The sequence below is a fragment of the Aestuariivita sp. genome (assembly GCF_021404545.1).
Lineage (GTDB): Bacteria > Pseudomonadota > Alphaproteobacteria > Rhodobacterales > Rhodobacteraceae > Aestuariivita.
Genome location: NZ_JAAWWD010000005.1, coordinates 76,283 through 98,035, shown reverse-complemented (window position 1 = coordinate 98,035; position 21,753 = coordinate 76,283). Strand labels below are relative to the sequence as shown.

At 61.3% G+C, this 21,753-nt stretch carries 17 protein-coding genes and 2 pseudogenes; 12 read left to right on the top strand and 7 right to left on the bottom strand.

From position 1 onward, the window contains the following. The 3 genes from HEP69_RS04445 to HEP69_RS04435 all read left to right on the top strand — a co-directional run. A partial coding sequence (locus tag HEP69_RS04445) for an AMP-binding protein (protein ID WP_290557314.1) occupies positions 1–1,631 on the top strand: 1,631 nt, incomplete at its 5' end. 101 nt (positions 1,632–1,732) lie between these two features. Continuing rightward, positions 1,733–3,154, top strand: coding sequence for an amidase family protein (locus tag HEP69_RS04440; RefSeq protein ID WP_290557313.1), 1,422 nt, complete (start codon positions 1,733–1,735; stop codon positions 3,152–3,154). A 165-nt stretch (positions 3,155–3,319) separates the two neighbouring features. Then, complete coding sequence (locus HEP69_RS04435) at positions 3,320–4,210, top strand: DMT family transporter (RefSeq protein WP_290557312.1); 891 nt, start codon at positions 3,320–3,322, stop codon at positions 4,208–4,210. Here HEP69_RS04435 and HEP69_RS04430 read toward each other — a convergent pair. Continuing rightward, complete coding sequence (locus HEP69_RS04430) at positions 4,200–5,003, bottom strand: ABC transporter permease (RefSeq protein ID WP_290557311.1); 804 nt, start codon at positions 5,001–5,003, stop codon at positions 4,200–4,202. The genes HEP69_RS04435 and HEP69_RS04430 overlap by 11 nt on opposite strands. A gap of 131 nt (positions 5,004–5,134) precedes the next feature. Here HEP69_RS04430 and HEP69_RS04425 point away from each other — a divergent pair, with 131 nt between their 5' ends. From HEP69_RS04425 to HEP69_RS04415, 3 genes are all read left to right on the top strand, one after another. Continuing rightward, complete coding sequence (locus tag HEP69_RS04425; RefSeq protein ID WP_290557310.1) at positions 5,135–5,704, top strand: GcrA family cell cycle regulator; 570 nt, start codon at positions 5,135–5,137, stop codon at positions 5,702–5,704. 18 nt (positions 5,705–5,722) lie between these two features. Beyond that, positions 5,723–6,346 (top strand): NUDIX hydrolase, encoded by a 624-nt coding sequence (locus HEP69_RS04420; RefSeq protein WP_290557309.1) that lies wholly within the window; start codon positions 5,723–5,725, stop codon positions 6,344–6,346. Between the two features lie 211 nt (positions 6,347–6,557). Continuing rightward, positions 6,558–7,520, top strand: a complete 963-nt coding sequence (locus HEP69_RS04415) for an aminoglycoside phosphotransferase family protein (RefSeq protein ID WP_290557308.1) — start codon at positions 6,558–6,560, stop codon at positions 7,518–7,520. A gap of 172 nt (positions 7,521–7,692) precedes the next feature. Here the strand turns inward: HEP69_RS04415 and HEP69_RS04410 are convergent, their stop codons facing one another. The 4 genes and pseudogenes from HEP69_RS04410 to HEP69_RS04395 all read right to left on the bottom strand — a co-directional run. Continuing rightward, positions 7,693–10,302 (bottom strand): HWE histidine kinase domain-containing protein, encoded by a 2,610-nt coding sequence (locus HEP69_RS04410; protein WP_290557307.1) that lies wholly within the window; start codon positions 10,300–10,302, stop codon positions 7,693–7,695. 1,043 nt (positions 10,303–11,345) lie between these two features. Continuing rightward, a complete protein-coding gene (locus tag HEP69_RS04405) occupies positions 11,346–11,867 on the bottom strand; it encodes a YHS domain-containing (seleno)protein (RefSeq protein WP_290557306.1) in 522 nt (173 codons plus the stop codon). A 202-nt stretch (positions 11,868–12,069) separates the two neighbouring features. Beyond that, on the bottom strand, positions 12,070–12,861 hold the full coding sequence (locus HEP69_RS04400; RefSeq protein WP_290557305.1) for an SseB family protein: 792 nt from the start codon (positions 12,859–12,861) through the stop codon (positions 12,070–12,072). After that, positions 12,858–13,178 (bottom strand): annotated as a pseudogene (locus HEP69_RS04395) (uracil-DNA glycosylase family protein); the annotation flags it as partial. The gene HEP69_RS04400 and the pseudogene HEP69_RS04395, both read right to left, overlap by 4 nt. A gap of 133 nt (positions 13,179–13,311) precedes the next feature. On the opposite strand from HEP69_RS04395, the gene HEP69_RS04390 reads away from it, so the two are divergent. Further along, entirely contained in the window at positions 13,312–13,809 is a 498-nt protein-coding gene (locus HEP69_RS04390; RefSeq protein ID WP_290557304.1) for a hypothetical protein, read from the top strand. 281 nt (positions 13,810–14,090) lie between these two features. Here the strand turns inward: HEP69_RS04390 and HEP69_RS04385 are convergent, their stop codons facing one another. Together HEP69_RS04385 and HEP69_RS04380 are read right to left on the bottom strand one after the other, a co-directional pair. Next, positions 14,091–15,014: an IS1595 family transposase gene (locus HEP69_RS04385; protein WP_290557303.1), complete on the bottom strand. Its 924-nt coding sequence runs from the start codon at positions 15,012–15,014 to the stop codon at positions 14,091–14,093. 50 nt (positions 15,015–15,064) lie between these two features. Then, positions 15,065–15,343 (bottom strand): annotated as a pseudogene (locus tag HEP69_RS04380) (uracil-DNA glycosylase family protein); the annotation flags it as partial. Positions 15,344–15,535: 192 nt separating this feature from the next. On the opposite strand from HEP69_RS04380, the gene HEP69_RS04375 reads away from it, so the two are divergent. The 5 genes from HEP69_RS04375 to HEP69_RS04355 all read left to right on the top strand — a co-directional run bounded on the left by HEP69_RS04375 (position 15,536) and on the right by HEP69_RS04355 (position 21,743). After that, the gene (locus HEP69_RS04375; protein ID WP_290557302.1) at positions 15,536–16,819 is read left to right on the top strand and encodes a Na+/H+ antiporter NhaA; all 1,284 of its coding nucleotides are present in this window, start codon (positions 15,536–15,538) and stop codon (positions 16,817–16,819) included. A gap of 228 nt (positions 16,820–17,047) precedes the next feature. Next, positions 17,048–17,728: an ATP-binding cassette domain-containing protein gene (locus HEP69_RS04370; RefSeq protein ID WP_290557301.1), complete on the top strand. Its 681-nt coding sequence runs from the start codon at positions 17,048–17,050 to the stop codon at positions 17,726–17,728. Further along, positions 17,685–19,397, top strand: coding sequence for a capsule biosynthesis protein (locus tag HEP69_RS04365; RefSeq protein ID WP_290557300.1), 1,713 nt, complete (start codon positions 17,685–17,687; stop codon positions 19,395–19,397). Before HEP69_RS04370 ends, HEP69_RS04365 begins: the two co-directional genes overlap by 44 nt. Next, a complete protein-coding gene (gene kdsA / locus HEP69_RS04360) occupies positions 19,398–20,231 on the top strand; it encodes a 3-deoxy-8-phosphooctulonate synthase (protein ID WP_290557299.1) in 834 nt (277 codons plus the stop codon). Positions 20,232–20,246: 15 nt separating this feature from the next. Then, on the top strand, positions 20,247–21,743 hold the full coding sequence (locus HEP69_RS04355; protein WP_290557298.1) for a phosphomannomutase/phosphoglucomutase: 1,497 nt from the start codon (positions 20,247–20,249) through the stop codon (positions 21,741–21,743). Positions 21,744–21,753: the final 10 nt, after the last annotated feature.

The window sequence follows — 21,753 nt, the reverse complement described above, 5'->3', positions numbered from 1 at the left end:
TTGTGGGTATTCCCCGGGTTCCCCCTCGTGGCGGGGCCCCTGGGCGCAGGGGGGTCCCGGGGGCCGGTGACCGGGTCAAATCTACATGTCCCATGGGCCCGGAGGCGCTGGAGGCAATGCTGGCCTGCGCGCGGATCGGCGCCATTCATTCTGTGGTCTTTGGCGGGTTTGCGGCCAATGAACTGGCCGTGCGCATCGACGATTGCACACCCAAGGCGATCATCGCGGCCTCCTGCGGGCTGGAGCCGGGGCGCGTGGTCCATTACAAACCGCTTCTGGATGGCGCCATAGACCTTGCCACGCATCAGCCCGAATTCTGCGTGATCTTCCAGCGCGAACAAGAAGTTGCGCATCTCACCCCCGGGCGGGACGTCGATTGGCACGGGTTTCAGGCCGGTGTGGCGCCCGCCGAATGCGTGCCGGTGCCGGGCAATCACCCGGCCTATATCCTGTATACGTCGGGCACGACGGGCGCGCCCAAAGGCGTTGTGCGCCATACCGGCGGCCATCTGGTGGCGCTCAACTGGACGATGAAGAACATCTACAACGTCGAACCGGGAGAGGTCTTCTGGGCCGCTTCGGACGTGGGCTGGGTCGTGGGCCATTCCTATATCTGCTACGGGCCGCTGATCCACGGCAACACCACCATCGTGTTCGAGGGCAAGCCAGTGGGCACTCCCGATCCCGGCACCTTCTGGCGGGTGATTGCTGAACATAAGGTGACCAGTTTTTTCACCGCTCCCACGGCCATCCGCGCGGTCAAGCGGGAAGATCCCAAGGGCGCGCATATCGGCAAATACGATCTTTCGTCGCTGCGCGCGCTCTATCTGGCGGGCGAACGCGCCGATCCCGACACGATCGAATGGGCGGGCAACGCCCTGGGCGTGCCGGTCTATGACCACTGGTGGCAGACCGAAACCGGCTGGACGATCGCAGGCATGCCCGCGGGGATCGAGGCCTTGCCAGTCAAGATCGGATCACCCTCGGTGCCGATGCCCGGTTACGATGTTCAGATCCTTGACGATGCGGGCCATCCCCTGCCCGCCGGAGAATTAGGTGCCATCGTCGTCAAGCTGCCTTTGCCCCCGGGCACGCTGCCCACGCTCTGGAATGCGGAAGACCGGTTTCAGACATCCTACCTCAACGCGTTCCCAGGGTTTTATGAGACCGGCGATGCAGGCATGATCGACGAGGACGGGTACCTCTATATCATGGCGCGCACCGATGACGTGATCAACGTGGCGGGTCATCGCCTGTCAACAGGCGGGATGGAAGAGGTGCTGGCCGCGCACCCGGATGTGGCCGAATGTGCAGTGATCGGCGTGACCGATACCCTCAAGGGCCAGATGCCGGTGGGATTTTTGTGCCTCTCAAACGGCGTGAATCGCCCGCATGAAGAGGTCACGAGAGAGGTCGTCAAGCTGGTACGCGAGAAAATCGGCCCCGTAGCGGCATTCAAGCTGGCGGTGGTGGTGGATAGGTTGCCCAAAACCCGGTCAGGCAAGATCCTGCGCGCCACGATGGTCAAGATCGCCGATGGCGAGGCGTTCAAGATGCCCGCCACCATCGATGATCCCGCCATCCTCGATGAGATCAAAACCGCGCTGCAATCCATCGGCTACGCCCAGTAGGGCGGGACAAGTCCCGCCCTACGGCCACTGGCTAACGCATGACTGTTCCTTGCAAGCGCACTGCCTTGAAGTAAGGTGACGAAAACCCAGAGAGCGAAGACATGTCCCAAAAACCCCTTTGGCAATGGAGCGCGACAGAGATCGCCGCGGCAACCACATCAGGCCGGATCAGTGCAAGCGACGCAACCGACGCGGCCATCGCGCGGATGGAGGCAACAAATCCCGCGCTGAACGCGGTTGTCGAAAGCCTGGCCGATGAGGCCCGCGCCCAGGCCGCCGCGCTCGATGCCAGCGACGCACCCAAAGGACCTCTGCACGGCGTCCCGCTCACCATCAAGGTGAATGTCGATCAGGCAGGCCATGCCACAACCAATGGTGTGACCGCCCTCAAAGACAACATCGCCGAAGATGACGCGCCCATCGTGCGCAATCTGAAATCCGCGGGCGCCGTCGTGATCGGGCGCACCAATACGCCGGAATTCTCGTTTCGCGCCGATACCGACAACCCGTTGCACGGGCGCACCCACAACCCGTGGGGCAAGCATCTGTCTCCCGGGGGGTCCTCGGGCGGCGCGGGATCGGCGGTGATGGCCGGTATGGGGCCGCTCGCCCATGGCAACGATATTGGCGGCAGCCTGCGCTTTCCCGCCTCGGCCAATGGCGCGGTTACAGTGAAACCCGGCCTGGGCAGGGTCGCGGCCTTCAACCCAAGCCAGACCGCCGAACGCGGCATGCTGGCGCAGGCCATGTCCGTTCAGGGGCTGATGACCCGCCATGCCGCTGACCTGCACCTGGCGATGCCCGCGGCCATCGCACCCGATCCCCGCGATCCCTTTCACGTCCCGTTGCCCTGGCGCGGCGCGCCGCTGGACGGCCCGATCAAAGTGGCCTTTACCCGCGATGATTTCGGCTTTGGTCTACACCCGGATGTCGCCACAGCTCTTGATGCGGCGGTCGACGCTCTTTCGGACGCGGGCTATGCCGTTCAAGACGTGAAGACACCACTGGCAGGTGAGGCGGCGGAGGTCGGCTACCGCGCGCTGATGGGCGAGGTCAAAGAGCTCATGGGCCCTGATATCCGGGCGCATGGCTCTGACACGTTGAATGCGATCTTTGACGAATACTATCGTCAATTCCCCCCATACACGGGCCGCGAACAGCTAGAAAAGATGGCCCAGCGCACGCACTACGCCCGCCAGTGGTCGCTCTTTCTTGAAGACTATCCCCTCGTGCTGACACCGTTCCTGCTCAAACCCTTCTTCGCCGCGAATCGCGATGCACAAGGCGCGGACGGGGTGCGTGACGCGCTTGGCCATTCACTCTGGTCGTTTCTTTTCAATTTCACCGGGTTGCCGGCGGGCAACATTCCAACGCATGTCGCGCAGCTCGATACCGGCCCACAGCCCATCGGCATCCAGATCGGGGGGCGGCGTTGGCGCGAAGACCTGATCGTCGATGCGATGGCCGCGATCGAGGCGCGGATCGGCCCAATGTGCACCTCGCTTTGGGACCGCATGGGCTGAATGGCCCCCAACCCGCGACACGGATCAAAGACCGCGGCACCTGACACACGCCCAGGCTTCTTCTGGCCAGAAATATTCCCGGGGGAGGCGCGCGGCACGCGCGGCGGGGGCAGCGCCCCCAGCTTGCCGCTTGCCGCCCCGCCCCGCGCGAGGCACTGAAGGCGCATGTTCAAACCCAGCGCCCAGAATCCGGCCCTCGCAGCAAGCCTGATCCTTGCCGCCACCGCTTTTATCGCGGCAACCACGCTGCTTGCCAAGTCGCTGGGCACAGACACGCTGGGACCGCCGCTGCATCCGTTCCAGATCAGCTTTGGCCGCTTTCTTTTCGCGTTTTTGGCGATCTCGGCGGCGATCGCGGTCCTGCGTCCACGCTTTACCCGGATTCACCTGGGGCTTCATATCGGGCGCACCACCTTCGGCTGGCTGGGGGTGACGCTGATGTTCGCCTCTGTCGCCTATATCCCGCTGACGGACGCGACCGCGATCAGCTTTCTCAACCCGGTCTTCGCGATGGTGCTGGCGATCCCGCTCTTGGGCGAAAAGGTCGGCCGCTGGCGCTGGAGTGCCGCCGGTATCGCGCTGATCGGTGCCATGGTGCTGCTACGCCCCACGCCCGAAAACTTCCAGCCAGCCGCCCTGCTGGCCCTGGGGGCCGCGATGGTGATGGGGATGGAACTGATCTTTATAAAGAAACTCTCAGGTCGCGAAGGGCCCTCGCAAATCCTCTTTGTAAACAACGCGATCGGTGTGGTGATCGCCGGGCTGGCGGTGCTTGCCTTTTGGCAGGCGCCCACGCCCGGCCAATGGCTCGCACTTGTTGGGATCGGGGTCGCCATGGCCTGCGCGCAGGCCTGTTTCGTCAATGGTATGGCGCGCGCCGATGCAAGCTATGTGGCGCCGTTCAGCTATGCCACGCTGGTCTTTGCGACGCTCTACGACTTCGGCTGGTTCGGCGTGCGCCCCGACTGGGTCAGCCTGCTGGGCGCGCTGATCATTCTGACAGGTGCGGCCATTCTGGCGTGGCGTGAAGCGCTGCAAAAACCGATCAGGCCTTGAGGCGGTAACCGGTTTTGATCATGATCCACGCCACCAGTCCCACCGCGAATGTGGCCGCCGCGCACACGGCCAGGCCCAGCCAAGGGCTGCTGTCGGACACCCCGATCATGCTCCACCGCAGACCGTCGATCAGATAAAAAATCGGGTTCCAATGGGTGATCGTGTTCAGAACCGGCGGCAGCGCCTGCACGGAATAGAACGTCCCCGAAAGAAACGCCAAGGGCGTGACGATGAAATTGGTGATCGCGGCCATCTGGTCGAATTTGTTGGCATAGATCCCCGCCACCATGCCCAGCGCGCCCATGAAGGCCGCGCCCAGAACGACAAAGACCAAAGCCAGTCCCGGCGCATACGGCATCAGCCCCAATGCCAGCCATAGACCCAGCGCAATCGTCAAGGCCACGGCGACACCGCGCGCCACCGCCCCGGCGAGATAGCCCAGCACCATCTCAAGCGCGGACAAGGGCGGCATCAACGTATCCACGATGTTGCCCTGCACCTTGGAAATCACCACCGAGGATGAGGTATTGGCAAAAGCGTTCTGGATCACCGTCATCATCAGAATGCCCGGTGCCAGAAAAGTCAGAAACGGCACCCCCATCACATCGCCCCGGCGCGGCCCGATGGCGAGGTTGAAGATCATCAAGAACAAGGCCGCCGTCACCAAAGGGGCCAGCAAGGTCTGCGTCCACACGGCAGCAAACCGCATCACCTCGCGCGCGGCCAGCGTGTAAAGGCCCAACCAGTTCACCCGCCCAAACCGGCGCACACCCAAAGCCACGTCCTGTTCCATCTCTCTCCCCTTCCTTGCGCGCTGCGAGACGCCTTGTATCTCAGCCGTGGGTGATTAAAATAGGGGACTGCACTGAATTTCTTTTGCGGCGGCCTTAACCGGGCCGCCCTTTTAGCTGGAAAGGCTCACCCATGTCCTGGACCGACGAGCGGGTCGAACTCTTGAAGAAAATGTGGGGCGAGGGTCAGTCGGCCAGCCAGATCGCCAAGGAACTGGGCGGCGTCACCCGCAATGCGGTCATCGGCAAGGTGCACCGTTTGGGCCTGTCGAACCGCGCCACAGGGTCTGCCCCCAAGACCGAGGCCAAGGCCAAGCCCGCGCCCAAACCGGAAGCCAAGCTCAAACCGGCGCCCAAGACCGAGCCTGCGCGTCCGACCGTCGTGGCATCGGAGGCCGAGGCCAAGCCCGCCACACCGGCCCGGCGCCAGATCATTCCCGCGGGCCAACCCCTGCCCCCCCAGCCTTCGGCCAATGAGATCAGCCCCGAGGCACTGGCCAAAGTCAACGAGATCGAGAAAAAGGCCAAGAAGCTCAGCTTGATGGAGCTGACCGAGCGGACGTGCAAATGGCCCGTCGGCGACCCCGCGACCGAAGATTTCTGGTTCTGCGGCCTGCCCGTTCAGGCCGGCAAACCCTATTGCGAGGCCCATGTCGGCGTCGCCTTTCAGCCGATGAGCGCCCGTCGCGACCGGCGCAGATAAGCGCCGGGCGGGCCGGTGATGGAAAACATCTGGCTCAACCGTGCCAAGCGGATCCAGGCCATTGCCTCCTGTGGTTTGCATTACACCGACGTGGCCTATGACCGCGAACGGTACGAGGAACTTGCAGCGCTGGCCAATGAGATGCTGTCGGACTTGGGCAATGTGCCGGTCTCACGCATCGAAGGGCTGGTCCCGGATTTTGCCAAGGGCTATGCCACGCCCCGCGTCGATGTGCGCGGCGCGGTGATTGAAGACGGGCGCGTCCTGTTGGTGCGCGAAAAGACCGATGGCAACTGGGCCCTGCCCGGCGGGTTTGCCGATGTGGGCCGGTCCCCAGCAGAAAACATCGTCAAGGAAATCGCCGAAGAAGCCGGGATCGTCGTCACCGCGCGCCATCTCTATGACGTGCGTCACAAGGCACGGCACCGGTATCCGGCCGACACGCGCGATTTCTACAAGCTCCACTTTCTATGCGACCGGCGCGAACGCACGGCCCCTGAGCCAGGGAGCGAGACGATGGAAGCCGCGTTCTTTGCCCCGGACGCGTTACCGCCCCTGTCGCTCGACCGAACACTGCCCGACGACATCACGACCGCTTTTACAGCGCTGCGCGAGGCCGGAACAGCGACCCGGTTCGACTGAGCCGCGCGGCTCGACAGGTCGCGCGAACATCCGCGCGCTCCGTGCATCGGCAGGACGGAACGCGATCGCATGACGCACCCTTCCACCCTGGCGGCGCGCGGACAGCGCACTCTGCGCAAGCCTGCCGATTGGCCCGGGGCGGACGTGAGTGGGCTGGACGGCGCGCCGCAGGATCACCTATGAGATCTCTTATGCTTCGAGGGTGTTGCCTGTGCTGAGTTACCTGAATGTCAACGCCTTGCGGATTGACCGGATGATCCGAGAATTCGCGTCCGCCCTGGAGTTGAACGGCGACATCGACCGTGAACGCATCTACCGCTCTGTTGACTATGGCAAAGATCGGCAGGTCTTTAAAGTGACCATCGGCGCGGAGATCTATGCCATGAAGGTCGATCTCGCCTCTCCCAGGACGGGGCGGCTACAACAGGAATTCGCGATCCTCGGAGAGTTGCACCGCCATTTTCAGGCCTTTGAAAAGCTCACAGCGCCCGCCCCTCTCTATCTGTCGCCGAATGGGGCCTTTTTCGTGATGCGTTACCTGCCCGGCAGAACCGCCACGCTGGCGGTGCGCGAGACCAAGAACGCGAAATCCACGGGGCAGGTGTTCCGACGCGCCGGGCATTGGTTGAATGCCTTGCATAAATACAAGAACGGTTCACAGGCCAGGTTCTGGCCCAATTGGATGGTCGAGGCGGTTGATGAGGCGATCATCGCGGGGCCCCAGGCAAAGCCCGCCGACTATGGTCGGATGCGCGACAGCTTTCGGTCCCAAACGCGGGCGATGAGAGGCCGGTCGGATCTAAAGGTGTTTTGCCATGGCGATTTCCACGCGACAAACCTAATTCTGAACCGTGAGGGCACGCATGGCTTTGATTTCACTGAAGTCTCCGAAAAGCTTGCCATTTACGATATCGCCGACTTTCTCAAACTCGATATCTATCGCGACGATGCGGGGGCAGGAATAGATCGCAGCGGCGTGAGCCGGGATTGCAAGACGATGTTCTTCAAGCTTTATCGGCATCCGATCGATATGGAGATCCTCGATTTATGCCTGCGGGGCCGGTTGCTGATCGATTGGCTGAACATCTCTACCTCCCGCTATCACAAAAGCGCGTTTCAGAGAGAGAAATACGACCGTCTGCGACGGCGTTTGGAAATCGCATTTGCCGCTTGACCTCGGACCTGACTGCGGATTGGCCCCCGGTGAGGCGCGCCTGGGACAGGCGCCTTGTGTGTGACAGGCGATTACCGTCACGCCCCCGACCTGAGCGCCCTGTTTCGGCTGACCTCAACTGCACGCTGTGTCGATGGTTCCCGATGTCCTGAACCTGCCCGAACCCGGCGCGCTAACCGGCTCCGCTTGAGACGCTGTCAGGTACCGCCGTGCTGCCCACCCGGCCCGCGTCTTGCAGGACCGAGGAGATCACGGCGGACATGGTGTCCAGATCATAGGGTTTCTTCAACACCTTGCAGTCGGGGAAATCAGCAAGCACTTTGTTGTCCGCGCCATAGCCCGTCGCAAGAACGAAGGGGATCCCTGCAGCATGAAGCTCTTGGGCGATATCGACCGATGTCTCGTTGTTCAGATTGACGTCAAGAACGGCGAAGTCGATATCCCTGTCGGCGACCAGCCGTCTTGCACGTTGGACCGTACTGGCCAGACAGGTATCGGTCGCGCCCAGCTTTTTGAGCTTGGATCCGGTGTCCATTGCGATCACCAGATTATCCTCAAGAAGCAGAACGCGCCCCAGCGGGAGCGAGAATGACGGCTTGAGTTTCTGCGCATCTCTGGCAAAGGTCAGCGGTTGTTTTGCCGCCTTCCTGAAACATTCCGGCGGTATCTCGAATGTGACCTCGATGCCGGTCAGTTTGTATTCGATCCGCGAGCGCCCGTTAAGATCGAATGGAACGGAATTCTCGATAATGGTGGTCCCAAACCCCTGGCGTGTCGGCGGGTTGACGGGGGGGCCGCCCGTCTCGCGCCAGACAATCTGCAACATCCCCTCATCATTGGCATCAAGGGCCACGTGGACGGTTCCGACCTCGTTGCGCAAGGCGCCGTATTTGGCGGAGTTGGTGGTCAGTTCATGGATCACCAGCGCCATCGTTGAAAAGGCGTTGGGTTCAAGCTGAAAATCCTCTCCATCGATCCACAAAGGCGCCGCGCCCGAGGCTTGGTAGGCCTCGAAACTACCTGTAACGAGTTCCGAGAGCGACGCAGGCCCCCAATTCTCTCTGGTGAGCAGATCGTGCGCGCGCGCCATGGATTGAATACGGCCATTCAGGTCGCTGGTGTATTCCTGCAAGCTCGATCCCGATTGCGAGCTTTGATCCACAAGTCCGCTGATAAGGTTCAGAATGTTACGGACGCGATGGTTCAGCTCCGCGATCAAAATCTCTTGCTTTTGTCTGTTTTTCGCGGCCTCACGACCGGCGGCATCGGTCACCTCCAGGACAATCTCCAGCAATGCCAGCCGCAACGCCTGCGCAAAGGTTATGTCTGCCTCGCTCCAGGGTGAGCAATGGCCTCGGATCTCTTGCTGCCAGGCCTCAAAGCTGGTTCGCGGCGACAGCTGCGTTGCTGTGCTCCTTGGGGATATGATCTTTGACGGCTTGCCGGCCCAGGTCTTCGATCTGGCGATCTCCTTGCGAAACAGGACGAGGTAGTCTTTCGGATCGCGCGAGATCGGCAAGACCAGAATCCCGGCAACCCGATCGGCGATCTCGGACGTTCTGTCGTATCGGGCAGAGAGGTTTTCGGTCGCAAACACCTCTCCTCCGGTCGTCTTGTTGAGAAACCGCGCGAGACCCCGGAACTCCGCTTCGTTGGGGGCGGCACCCAACGAGATATAGCTGCCATCGGAATAGACCCCGATGCCGTCAAAATCGATGACATCCCAAACCTCTGCGGCAAAGGCATTGAAATCCTCGAACAGACCAAGACCCCTTGATACGCGGGTCAAAATGCGATCATGGAGGGCCTTGGCCTCTCTCTCCTGAATGCGCGCCACCGCGTTCAGCCGATCCGACAGCTCACACGAAAAGAGAAGCCCAAACAGCTCGACAGCTGTTCGGCGTTCATAATCCACATAAATCGGAGTGCGATGGTGGCATGAAAGCAGGCCCCAAAGCTGGCCATCTTTCAGAATGGATATCGACATCGACGCAGCCGTGCCCATGTTGCGCAGATACTGGAGATGTATCGGCGAAACGGCGCGCGTGACCGCAAAGGACAGATCGATCGGAGCCGCGCCAGCGCCCTGGGCGGGAAGGATGGGAAAGACCGGCCCGTCGACATCGGCGATCAGGCGCAAGGGGTTCTTGGTGTAAAGCGCCCGGGCCTGCCTGGGAATATCGCTGGCGGGGTAATGCAGTCCCAGAAAACTCTCCATGTCCGTGTCGATTGCTTCTGAAAGGACGTGGCCCGATCCGTCATCTTCGAATTGATACACCATGACACGGTCAAATCCGCACAGGCCACGCAGCGCAGTGGCGGCCTGATCGGTCAGCGCCTTGACATCGGGCTGCACGCGCAGCTGCGCCATCAGGTTTTGCACAAGATCGATATCGTTGCGATGGGCCCCTTCCACCTTGCGCTCGAACTCATAGATAAACCCTTCGCCGGAGGGATGGACGGAGATATCAAAGTGCCGCCCATCTTCAAACAGTTCGACCCCAAAGGCCCGGCTGGTTGTCACACCCGATTGCAACAGCTGGCTCTTGCCGCGCAACATATGCGACACGGGTTCGTCAAAGAGCGCGCAGAACCGGGTTCCGATCTTGTCTCGCGCCGTGAACCCCAGGATGTCGGATGTGTTCTCGGACGCGTGTGTGATGATCCAGTCGTCAGAGACGGACAGAAGGCAGCCAAAGGATTGAACGTGACCCAGCAGGTGGATGGGTTCCCGGTCACAGGACGTGCTGTCGATCGGATCGGTGGCTTCAGCTGACGCCATGCTGACCATCCACCGCAAGGGCACCCGGTGCGGCCTGAGCCGCGGCGACCGGGTCAGCCGCCAGGACAGCCCTGGTGTCCCTGACGACCCGCTCCGGCCCGGCAAGCGCCTTGGGCCTGTCGCAAAGGGACCGCCAACCTCGGCAATCGGCCGGAAAGGCCAGAGCCTGCCCGGCCAGGCGAACCTCATCCTCTGCTCGACCTGCCCAAACCATGTGAAGGCGCGGCATGCCGATCCGGGATACCGACATCCCATATCGCGCCGGGTCGAGGCGATGCGATGCTTCTGGGGGTGCCGGAAGACACGGCGCCTCATGTGCCAATGTTTCAAAATCACTGCGGACGCGAGGCGACGGTTCCGCACGATCCATCTCAAGGTCAGCTGGCGGGGCCGGACCGGTCGCTTGCGCAACCTTGTCCAGCGGCCGGGAATGGGCCGCCAGAACCCCATGATCTTCCCGTGTGTCCGCGATGGCAGACGCGCGCTTCAGAGCGCCCACCGGATCATGTGATGATCGTATTTCAGGTCTGAGTCGCTCTCGTAGAAACACGGTTCGCTCGCTCGCAATCAGGCCGCCAAAAGGTATGCAGAAATCACAGCTTTAGCGCATGCCGATTAACAAAGCGTCTAGCACCCAGAACAATCCGCGGCCGCGCCGAACCAGCCCAGACCAGGAAACACTTACCTCACCTAAGGACCGGATTTTCATCGACGCGTGCGTGCGGTACGGAGCCTTTGTCATTCAAGTCGGCTGTCGGTTCCGTTGGCGCCCTCCGATATGCACCGATCCTTCCTTGACCAAAGACCTTCGCAAAGCCACCGCGGCCGGTCCACCTGTCTTGCGCATTACCCCGGTCGGCAAGATCCCCGAAAGGGCCAACTACCCTTGGATGGATCCAGCGCAGCTGTCACAGGGGTGGATATTTGCGCACCCGTTGCGGATCGCGGACCGACGGGCCATCGCGTGGCAAGACAAGCCAAAGAAACACCGCATGGGTGCGGCGGCGCCAGATCCGCCGCACCCGTCTGTTTGCGCGCGCGCCCTAATTGGTCACAGGTGCGGGCGATGAGAAATTGGGGATGGTGCTGTCGGATGCGGCGTTCTGCTCAATCCCGGTCCAGTTGCCCTCGGCCAGGTCGATATTGCCGGGAATATCCTCCTCCCAGAACCCGACCACATTGGCCGTGATGTTGAGATACAGGCGATCGTCCACGATCCGCCACAGGTTGGGATTGCCCGGGACCTTGCCGCCCTTGGACACGCCATAGGCACAGTGACCATCATATTGCGGAGCGTAGAACTCAGGGTTCTGCACAAACCGGTCGCGGTTCTCGCTTGTGGCAAAGGCAAAGGTCGCGCCGTTGAAATCCGCCGTGATGTCGGCGCGGCCAGGCACCGCCTGGGGCTGCGCTGTCCCAACGGGCGACTGAGCAAGCGTGCGATACGCCACCACGTCATAGCCCGAGACGGCAAAGCCGGTCTCGTCGATATACTGATCGCCGGCAAAAGCGGTGGTTGCGAAAACGAAAGAGGCGACGGTCGCCACGGCAAGTCTCTTGAACATCTGACATTCCTTGATGCGGTTTTTTTGGTCACGGCGCGACGGCGCCTGCCCTGATACTTGTCCCAACGTCAGCCCAAACCAAAGCCCCCCTCTCCCCGATGTGATGAAACAGGACCGCGCGTGAAGATGGCGTTACCGCCCCCCCGGCTTCTTCTGGCCAAAAGTATTCCCGGAGCGCGAGGCAGAGCCTCGCATGTCCCCCTCAACGCAGGCGCGGCGGGGCGTCGGGATCGCTGCCCGGTGCCACCGGTGCTGCCCGATCTTCAACATTCAGCTCCGGCAGATCGAACCGCAGCCCGGCCTGTGCCATCCGCGCGGCCACAGGATCGGTGGCGGAGAAGAACCCGACATCGAGCGCGCCCGCCTCTATCCCCGAAAAGGTCAGCGCCTCGCTCACCGCACGCGCCAGCGCGCCATGGGCCTCGGGCAACGCGCCGACAAATCCCAAAAGATGGCCTCGCCCGCCACCTGCATAGGTCACGCCGACCAGATAGGCCGCCTGTGCCAGCCCGCGCGCAGTGGCCAGTTTGGTATCGAGCGCGCCAAGCAGCACCTCGGGCAGACCGGCGGGGGGCAAAAATGCCTCCATCCGCGCCTCGACCTCCTCGGGGCCATGGCCCAGGGTTCTATCGAGCCATGCGACGGCCTCGGCCGGGATCAGGATCGACGAGGGCGCAACCTCCAGGTTCACGCCCAGCCCGATCCCTTCGCGCGCCAGCATCGCCGCGATCACCCGGCCCGAAAGCGCGGCGTAAGCCGCCGTGCGCCCGACAAACGCCGCCAGCCGCGCCTCCCGGTCAAAGGCCAGCACGAACCGGCCATCGGCCAGCTCGAACATCTCGGGCGCAAGTTGATCACCCTCCGGCTCTCCGGTCAGCAGCAGGAACAACTCACTATCGGCCAGCCGCTCATAAAACCGCAGCCGCGCGGCATCCTGATCGGGCGCCGCCTCCATCGCGGCATGCGCCCTATCCAGGGCGGTCTCGTCGGTCACCTCGACACCTCCTTGACCCGGGTGCGCAAGACCGGCACCAGCTCGGCCTCGAACCATGGGTTTTTCTTCAGCCAGCCCGTATTCCGCCAGGAAGGGTGAGGCAAGGGAAAGACGCGCGGCGCATGCGCCCGCCACCCCTGCACAGTCTGGGTCACACTGCCGTTCTGGCCCAGATGCCAGCGATGTGCATGGCCGCCCACCAGCACCACCAGCGCAACCTCGCCCAGAGCCGCCATCACACGCCGGTGCCAGGTCTGAGCGCAAATCGCGGGCGGTGGCAGATCGGCCTTGCGCGCGTCATAGCCCGGAAAACAAAAGGGGTATATCCCCTTGACGCAAGTTTCATGATTGTTCCGGATTGATTGATTGCGTCAACCCCGCCCGCTTGCGCTTGACGCATCTTTTCAATCAAGGCACAACGAGGCCCAAGCTGAATAGGCAAGATTCGTTATGTCGCAAACCCTGAGAGATTTTATTAGTGCTCGCGAAAGCGAGGTTAGGGCGTCGATCAAAGCGCTGAATGATGAGTTGCGCGAACTCCGCGCCGCTAAATCTGCCATTGACGGTACTTCCGCAGCGGGTGCGCAACGCGCACCATCAAGCCGCATCACCCACCGCGATATGATCGTCGCCGTGCTTGATGATCGCCCGGAGGGCGGCACGTCTGATAAGGTAATAGAGTGGGTGAACGCAAGGTTTGACGTAGAAATTTCTCAAGCAAGTATGTCGTCTCAGTTGTCGAGAGCAAAATCTGACGGGGTTGTTAGTCTTGATATGTCAACCAAGACTTGGCGCTCTGCAAAGCATTCTGGGGCAGGCGATGGGTTGCCGTCCGCAACGCCTCAACACGAGAATTCAGAACCCGCAGGTTTTGAAGAAGCGAAAGTCCGGTTCGCTGGCGGCGAACCGGACTTTCTAAATCTCCAACCAAGCCGTGACGGGCAATGAAAGGAGCATCCCTATGTGGCAAGCCGTCTTAATACGCCAGGGCCGTTGATCAAGAAATCCGGCTGAAGCCGAAAGGCGGATCGGGTTGGCGCTGCGGTGCCTTCCCGATTTTTCTATGCTACAATCGATTACAAGTCAAGAATCTCGGAGCGAATCCAGCATGTTATCTTTGCGCGAAGCCATGGAAAGCGGGCGTTTACAAGAGTTTATCGCTCAGGAGGAAGCCCGTGGAGTAGGCCCGATAAATGAGGGAGAGTTCAATGAAATTGCCTCTGCTGTCATCAAAACGCGGCAATCAGACGATCAAACATCTGGTTCACCTCGCCGCGATGGTTCGCGCGGAAAGTGAACTCATCTAGATACTTACGCATGTGTTGCTGACTGATCGAAACGTGAGTGCCACGGATCGAGTGCTTGAAGTGACGCCAGAAGCTTTCAACGTGGTTTGTGTGGTGCAGCGTATCGGTTTCAGCATCGTAAACCGCCCACTCCTTCGCACCGTGCTTAACCGCAACGTGCGAATATCCGTACTCTTTCAGTAAGCGATAGCTGTAGAGTTCGTCTGTCGAAACGGTTGTGCCTGCCTCAACAGTCTTGAGCGTCTCTGCGCGCAGGGTTGCCAGCTTCACGTTGGGGATGATCTCCGTCACAAGACGACCGCCGCGCTCTTTGAAGCCCATGACGATGGTTTTGCCAGCAGCACCGCGACCACGCTTACCGGGGCGCTTGCCGCCAACGTAGGCTTCATCAATCTCAACGTGGCCTTGCAGCATCGCTTTGAGTTCGTTCTTGTCCATTTGTTCACGGACTTTGTGGCCGATCCGCCAAGCGGTTTTGTAAGTCACGCCAAGTTGGCGCTGCAGTTCTTTCGCAGAAACGCCGTGGCGCGTCGTGACAAAGAGATAGATCGCATAAAACCACGATTGCAGCGGTGTGCGAGTGTCTTGAAAGATCGTGCCAGCAGTGGGGTAGACGTGATCCCCGCAAGCGGCGCAAGCCCATGCACGGCGTGCATTGCCTTCTTTATTGCGCTTATCTGCCGATCCGATCCGGTGAAAGGTGCTTTCAACACCGCAAGCGCGGCACTCGTGACGCTCACCAAAGCGGACGTTAAAGATGTGCTCAAGGCAAGCTTCATCATTCGGGAAGCGCTTGAAGAAGTCGCGGACGCTAAAGTCGGGGGATGCTGATTTGCTCTTTTCCATGCATCATAGATAGCAATTCAGACTACTTGCGTCAAGGGGATACACCCCAAACAAAATGCCATGGGAATGATCGCCACCCGGCTCTGATCATAAAAAGAGGCCTCATCCATCCCCAGCCAATCGCGCAACCGATCACCGGAGGGGTCGGTAAAGGGCTTGCCGGACTGGTGCACCCGCGCACCTGGCGCCTGTCCCGCGATCAAAATACGCGCACCTGGCCGGAACCAGACCACCGGGCGGGGCGCGTGGCGTGTCCCCGTGGCCGCGAAACGGTCGGCGCAAATCCGGCAACCGCGAATGTCCTGGGCTAATGTGTTTGCCTCGCTCATCCGCCCTGCCTGCCACACTTGCGCAGCTCAGACCAGAGCGGCGGGCTGCTGGCAACCTGCGGCGCAAGGGCTCCCTGCCCCGCGGCCTTTGGTCGAACACGGCGGAGAAGCCGCGCGGCAATTGCGGCAATTGCCCCGCCTGCACAAATCGCATAGGCATCCAGGAATATGACGTTCAAGGACCGATGATAGATGTATCGCGTTTGGAATATTCTCACCAGTTATTCGCTCTTGTTGATTTTCGGCGCACTGACGGCCCTGATATGGGCCAATCTCGATGCGCTTGCCCCGGTCGCGGGGCAGCCGCATTACTGGGCGGAAAGCTACCACCATTTTGTCGAGTTTGTGATCTGGGACCATGCGCCCATCGGTCACTACCATGACGGCCACCGCACGCTCACGCTGCATTATCTGGTCAATGACGTCCTTATGGCGCTCTTTTTCGCGATTGCCGCCAAGGAAGTGTGGGAGGCCGTGATCCTCAAGAATGGCTCGCTGCGGGGGCGCCGGGCCGCGACACCGCTCTTTGCGACTGCGGGCGGCATGTTCGGCCCCATCGCCGTTTATCTGGGCCTGGCTGCCATCTTGGGGTCCGACACATATGACGCGGTGGCCAATGGCTGGGCGATCCCGACGGCCACCGATATCGCCTTTTCCTATCTGGTGGGGCGGATCGTCTTTGGTGCGGGCCACCCGGCGGTGCGGTTCCTGCTGCTCTTGGCGATTGCCGACGATGCGGCGGGGCTGATCATTCTGGCGATCTTCTACCCTTCCGCCGAACTGGCGCCGGTCTGGCTCTTGCTGTCTCTGGGCGCGGCGGTGGGCGTGTTTGTCCTCTTCAACTGGTTGCCGCGCTATCTGGACCGGGGCAATCAGGCGCGGCCAAACTCGACCTGGGTGCGCCAGAACCTGCATTTCCTGCCCTATCTGGTGGCAGGCTGCGCCAGCTGGTACGGCTTTATGATGTCGGGCTTGCACCCGGCGCTGGGCCTGTTGCCCATCGTGCCCACCATCCCGCATGCCGACCGGGCCTTTGGGATCTTTGCAGATGCCGAAAAATACCTGCATGATCTGCTCAATCAAATCGAACATGCGCTCAAGACACCGGTCGAGATCGTGCTTTTCTTCTTCGGCCTGCTCAATGCCGGGGTCGAGTTCAGCTCCATGGGGGACGCGACATGGCTGGTTCTAGCGGGTCTTTTGATCGGCAAACCGGTGGGCATCTTCCTGTTTGGCTGGCTGGCGGCGGTGCCGCTGGGGCTGGGGATACCGTCGGGCATGCGGCTCATTGACCTGATCGTGATTGGCTTTGTCGCGGCAATCGGGTTTACCGTGTCTCTCTTTGTTGCGTCCGTCGCGTTCGAGGGCGGTCCGGTTCAGGATGCCGCCAAGATGGGCGCGCTCTTTAGTTTTGGCGCCGCACTCATCGCCATCGTGGCGGGCAAACTGCTGAAGGTCGAGAAACAGACGCTCTGACCCGCGCGTGCCGATCAGGGACGCGTGGCGCGCCATAGTGACAGGCACCATCCGCCCCGGCGGATCCGAATTGGCCCCAGTCGGGCCAATTAAGAGATTTTGTTTCACATTTAGACATAATGTGGCCAAAATCAGTTAATAGAAACAACAATAACGTCAGGAGCGAGGCGTATAAGGGCAGTCGTGTGATCGTAGCGAGGGCCGGATTGGGCAGATCCGGATCTAGGAATGATTGAATTCAGAAACGTCAGCAAATCCTTTTGGACCGGCTCTCAGCGCAAGGTGATTCTGGATCGCGCGTCGTTCCGCGTGGATATCGGAACGTCCTTGGGTATTCTGGCCCCGAACGGAACCGGCAAGACAACTCTGATCAACATGATCGCGGGCCTTGAAAAGCCCGATGAGGGCGAAATCATCCGCGACAGCAAAACCTCCTTCCCGCTGGGATTCATGGGGGGCGTTGTCAGCCGGGTCTCGGCCGTGGAAAACAGCCGCTATATCGCGAGGCTTTATGGGCTGGACCCCGATTATGTCGAAAGCTTTTGCCGCTGGCTCTGCGATCTGGGCGAGTATTTCGAGCAACCGCTCGGCACCTATTCCTCGGGCATGCGCGCGCGGTTTTCCTTTGCGCTGATGCTGGCGCTCGATTTCGACATTTACCTTGTGGACGAGGGCATGCCCGGCTCCACCGACGCGGCATTCAACAAACGCGCAGGCGCGCTTTTGCAAGAGAAGCTCAGAACCACCACTCTGGTCATCGTCTCGCACAGCCCGCGCATCCTGGAACAATTCGTCCAAAAAGCAGGCGTTCTGATGAACGGCAAACTGCACATGTTCGACTCTCTGGAAGAGGCCAAGCAGCTTTATGACTACGAAACCAAAGGCCAAGCGTTTCCGCATCAAGCGTAGCGGAACATCCGGCGTTGCGGCGACATCCGCCGCGTCGACCGGCGCGCCATCCAATAGCGGGCAGACACCGCCTGTTCCGCGCGCCGTGCCAAGCCCGGCGCCGTCCGCTGCCGCCCAACCCAAGGCCGCCGCGGGCCAGCCGCCACGGGCCGCGACAGCGGGTCCAACCGCTGCACCCGCACAAGGGATGACCGGACAGGTCTCCTCGGCGCGCGAAACCGCCTCCGACACCGATATCGAGGCCATTCGCCGCGAAGGGCTCACGGGGCGTCAGTTGCGCATGGCCCGCCGTGTCGCGCAGCGCCACGGCCTGCCCGCCACCTCTGATTTCGACGCGGTCCGTCTGTTGCGCCAGAAAGGGATCGACCCGTTCCAGCGCGCCAATATGCTGGAACTGGTGGTGCCCAAGAAAGATGATGCGCAGGTCCCGGCCAAGACCGAAGGCGACCAGACGCAACTGCCCCAGACCGTTCCGGTGCATCCAACCTACGTGCCCTCCACCGATTTCAGCCCGGCGCGCGCGCGCGAGGATGAGATCAGCAAGATCCAGCGGGACCTGGCCAAGCGCCGCCGTCGCCGGATGGGCCTGTTGCTGGCGCGGCTCTCGTTTTTTGTGTTCTTGCCCACGGTCATCGCGGGATACTATTTTTTCTCTGTCGCCACCCCGATGTATTCGACCAAGTCGGAATTTCTCATCCTTCAAGCCGATGGTGGGGCGGCAGGCGGCATGGGCGGGCTGCTGTCGGGCACGCAGTTTGCCACAAATCAGGATTCCATCGCGGTGCAATCCTATCTGCAATCCAAGGATGCGATGCTGCGGCTGAACGACGATGCCGGCTTCAAGGCGCATTTCACCCAAGATGAGATTGACCCGATCCAGCGTCTGTCTCCCGACCCCACCAATGAAGAGGCCTATAAGACCTTTAAGAAGAACGTAAAAATCGGCTACGATCCGACCGAAGGCGTGATCCGTATGGAGGTGATTGCCGCCGATCCGCTGATCGCGACGGCGTTTTCGCGCAAGCTCATCTCCTATGCCGAGGAACGCGTAAACAGCCTGAGCGAGCAGAAACGCTCTGATCAGATGCGCGAAGCACTGATCAGCTTTGAAGAGGCCCAGGCCGAACGCCGCACCGCCCAGCAACAGCTTGTCGATCTTCAGGTGCAAGGCTCCATTCTGGACCCCGAGGCGGTGATTGCCTCGATCCGAACCCAGATCAACAATCTCGAAGTGCAGCTTCAGGAAAAGCGGCTGCAACTTGCCGCGCTGATGGACAATGCGCGGCCCAACCAGTCGCGGGTCGATGGGACCCAAGGCGATATCCGCCGGCTGGAGACGCTCTTGGCCGAGCTGAATGCCCGCATGACCGATGTCAGCCAGGGCGAAAACTCGCTGGCCCAGCTTGCCGTGCGCATCCAGATGGCCCAGGCCGATCTGGTGACGCGGGATATGTTGCTGCAATCCGCCCTTCAGGCGGTCGAGAGCACGCGCACCGAAGCCAACCGCCAAGTTCGCTATCTGACCATCTCGGTTGAGCCGGTCTCAAGCGAAGAACCGTCCTATCCCCGCGCATTCGAGAATACGCTCTTGGCATTCATGGTCTTTGGCGGCATTTACCTGCTTGTGTCTCTGACAGCGTCCATTCTTCGGGAACAGGTAAGTTCATAAATGAAACAGGTATCCGTCGCCGATCTGACGATTGGCAATGATTGCCCGCTGACGGTGATCGCAGGCCCGTGCCAGTTGGAAAGCGCGGATCACGCCCAGATGATCGCCGGCCGGATGAAGGAGATCTGTGCCAAAGCGGGCGCGCAATATGTCTTCAAGGCCTCCTTCGACAAGGCCAACCGCACCTCGGTCCTGTCCAGTCGCGGCCCCGGCATCGATCAGGGTCTCGCGATCCTGTCGGATCTGCGCAAGGTGATGGAGGTGCCGGTCCTCACGGATGTCCATAAGGAAAGCCAATGCGTCCCCGCGGCCGAGGCTGTGGATATCCTGCAAATCCCCGCCTTTCTCAGCCGTCAGACCGATATGCTGGTTGCGGCTGGCAAGACAGGGGCCGCGATCAACGTCAAAAAGGGGCAATTTCTGGCGCCCTGGGACATGCCCAATGTGATCTCGAAGATCGAAAGCACCGGCAATGAACGCATCCTGTTGACCGAACGCGGCACCTCCTTCGGCTATAACACGCTGGTGGCCGATATGCGCGCCCTGCCCCAGATGGCCGCCACCGGATACCCGGTGGTGATGGACGCCACTCATTCGGTGCAACAGCCGGGCGGCCAGGGCGGCTCCTCGGGCGGGCAGCGCGAGTTTGCCCCTGTGATGGCCCGCGCCGCCGTGGCCGTCGGCGTTGCGGCGGTCTTTGTCGAAACCCATGAAGACCCCGATATGGCCCCCTGCGACGGGCCGAACATGATCCACCTGCACAACATGCCCGCGCTGGTCGAAACCTTGATGAGCCTTGACCAGATTGCCAAGGCAAACCCCATTCATTTGTAAGCAACGAGATTTAAGATGACCAAACCTGCCGCCACCGTCACGCCGAACACCTGGGAGTTTCTGCGTGATGCGATGATCACGCCCACGGGGTTTCGCGAATACGACGCACGGTGGAAATATCCCGACGAGATCAATCTGCCCGGCATGACCGCACTCGGCCTGGGGTTGGGCACTCAGATGCACAAACGCGGCATCGCCCCGGTCATCGCTGTGGGCAATGATTACCGTGACTATTCCGTGGCGATCAAGAACGCGCTGGTGATCGGTCTGATGCAGGCAGGTATCCAGGTCCGCGACATCGGCCCTGCCCTGTCGCCGATGGCCTATTTCAGCCAGTTCCACCTGGATGTGCCTGCGGTGGCGATGGTCACGGCCTCGCACAATCCCAATGGCTGGACCGGGGTCAAGATGGGCTTTGAGCGTCCGCTGACCCACGGCCCCGATGAGATGTCCGAGCTGCGCGATATCGTGCTGGAGGGGCGCGGGGAGCCGCGCCCGGGCGGCAGCTATGAGATGGTCGAGGGTGTGCGCGAAGCCTATCTCGACGATCTGGTCGGCGATTTCCGGATGTCCCGCCCGCTCAAGGTGGTCTGCGCCACCGGGAACGGCACCGCCTCGGCCTTTGCGCCTGAGCTCTTCGAGCGTCTGGGCGTCGAGGTCGTGCCCAGCCACAACATGCTCGACTACACGTTTCCCAACTACAACCCCAACCCCGAAGCGATGGAAATGCTCCATGACATGGCCGCCAGCGTCAAGGCGTCCGGCGCCGATTTCGCCCTGGGGTTTGACGGGGATGGCGACCGCTGCGGCGTGGTCGATGACGAGGGCGAAGAGATCTTTGCCGATAAGGTAGGCGTGATCATGGCCCGCGATCTGGCCAAGCTTTATCCCGGATCGACCTTTGTGGCGGATGTGAAATCCACCGGGCTTTTCGCCTCCGACCCCGAATTGCAAAAACATGGGGTCACGGCCGATTACTGGAAAACCGGGCACAGCCACATGAAGCGCCGCGTCAAGGAAATCGGCGCGCTGGCCGGGTTCGAAAAATCGGGCCACTACTTTCTCGCCGAACCGATCGGGCGCGGCTATGATTGCGGCATGCGCGTTGCGGTCGAGATCTGCAAGCTGATGGACCGCAACCCGGACATGAAGATGTCCGATCTGCGCCGCGCGTTGCCAAAAACCTATTCCAGCCCCACGATGTCGCCCTATGCCGCCGACACCGAGAAATACGGCATCCTCGAACGGCTGGTCGATAAACTGGTGGCCAAACACGATGCAGGCGAAACCGTTGGCGGCCGCGCCATCAAAGAGGTTGTGACCGTCAACGGCGCCCGCGTGATCCTCGACAATGGCGGGTGGGGCCTTGTGCGCGCCTCATCCAACACGCCCAATCTGGTGGTTGTCTGCGAAAGCCCCGAAAGCGAGGCCGAGCTGCGTGCGATCTTCGCCGATATCGATGCGGTCATCCGCACCGAGCCCGGCGTTGGGGAATACGATCAGACCCTCTGAGAGGGAGCGG

Excerpts from the sequence above, each read along its gene's own strand:
- HEP69_RS04440 (WP_290557313.1), top strand. The coding sequence starts at position 1,733 with ATGTCCCAAAAACCCCTTTGGCAATGGAGCGCGACAGAGATCGCCGCG.
- HEP69_RS04435 (WP_290557312.1), top strand. The coding sequence starts at position 3,320 with ATGTTCAAACCCAGCGCCCAGAATCCGGCCCTCGCAGCAAGCCTGATC.
- HEP69_RS04430 (WP_290557311.1), bottom strand. The coding sequence starts at position 5,003 with ATGGAACAGGACGTGGCTTTGGGTGTGCGCCGGTTTGGGCGGGTGAAC.
- HEP69_RS04425 (WP_290557310.1), top strand. The coding sequence starts at position 5,135 with ATGTCCTGGACCGACGAGCGGGTCGAACTCTTGAAGAAAATGTGGGGC.
- HEP69_RS04420 (WP_290557309.1), top strand. The coding sequence starts at position 5,723 with ATGGAAAACATCTGGCTCAACCGTGCCAAGCGGATCCAGGCCATTGCC.
- HEP69_RS04410 (WP_290557307.1), bottom strand. The coding sequence starts at position 10,302 with ATGGCGTCAGCTGAAGCCACCGATCCGATCGACAGCACGTCCTGTGAC.
- HEP69_RS04405 (WP_290557306.1), bottom strand. The coding sequence starts at position 11,867 with ATGTTCAAGAGACTTGCCGTGGCGACCGTCGCCTCTTTCGTTTTCGCA.
- HEP69_RS04390 (WP_290557304.1), top strand. The coding sequence starts at position 13,312 with ATGTCGCAAACCCTGAGAGATTTTATTAGTGCTCGCGAAAGCGAGGTT.
- HEP69_RS04385 (WP_290557303.1), bottom strand. The coding sequence starts at position 15,014 with ATGGAAAAGAGCAAATCAGCATCCCCCGACTTTAGCGTCCGCGACTTC.
- HEP69_RS04375 (WP_290557302.1), top strand. The coding sequence starts at position 15,536 with ATGTATCGCGTTTGGAATATTCTCACCAGTTATTCGCTCTTGTTGATT.
- HEP69_RS04370 (WP_290557301.1), top strand. The coding sequence starts at position 17,048 with ATGATTGAATTCAGAAACGTCAGCAAATCCTTTTGGACCGGCTCTCAG.
- HEP69_RS04365 (WP_290557300.1), top strand. The coding sequence starts at position 17,685 with ATGACTACGAAACCAAAGGCCAAGCGTTTCCGCATCAAGCGTAGCGGA.
- kdsA (WP_290557299.1), top strand. The coding sequence starts at position 19,398 with ATGAAACAGGTATCCGTCGCCGATCTGACGATTGGCAATGATTGCCCG.
- HEP69_RS04355 (WP_290557298.1), top strand. The coding sequence starts at position 20,247 with ATGACCAAACCTGCCGCCACCGTCACGCCGAACACCTGGGAGTTTCTG.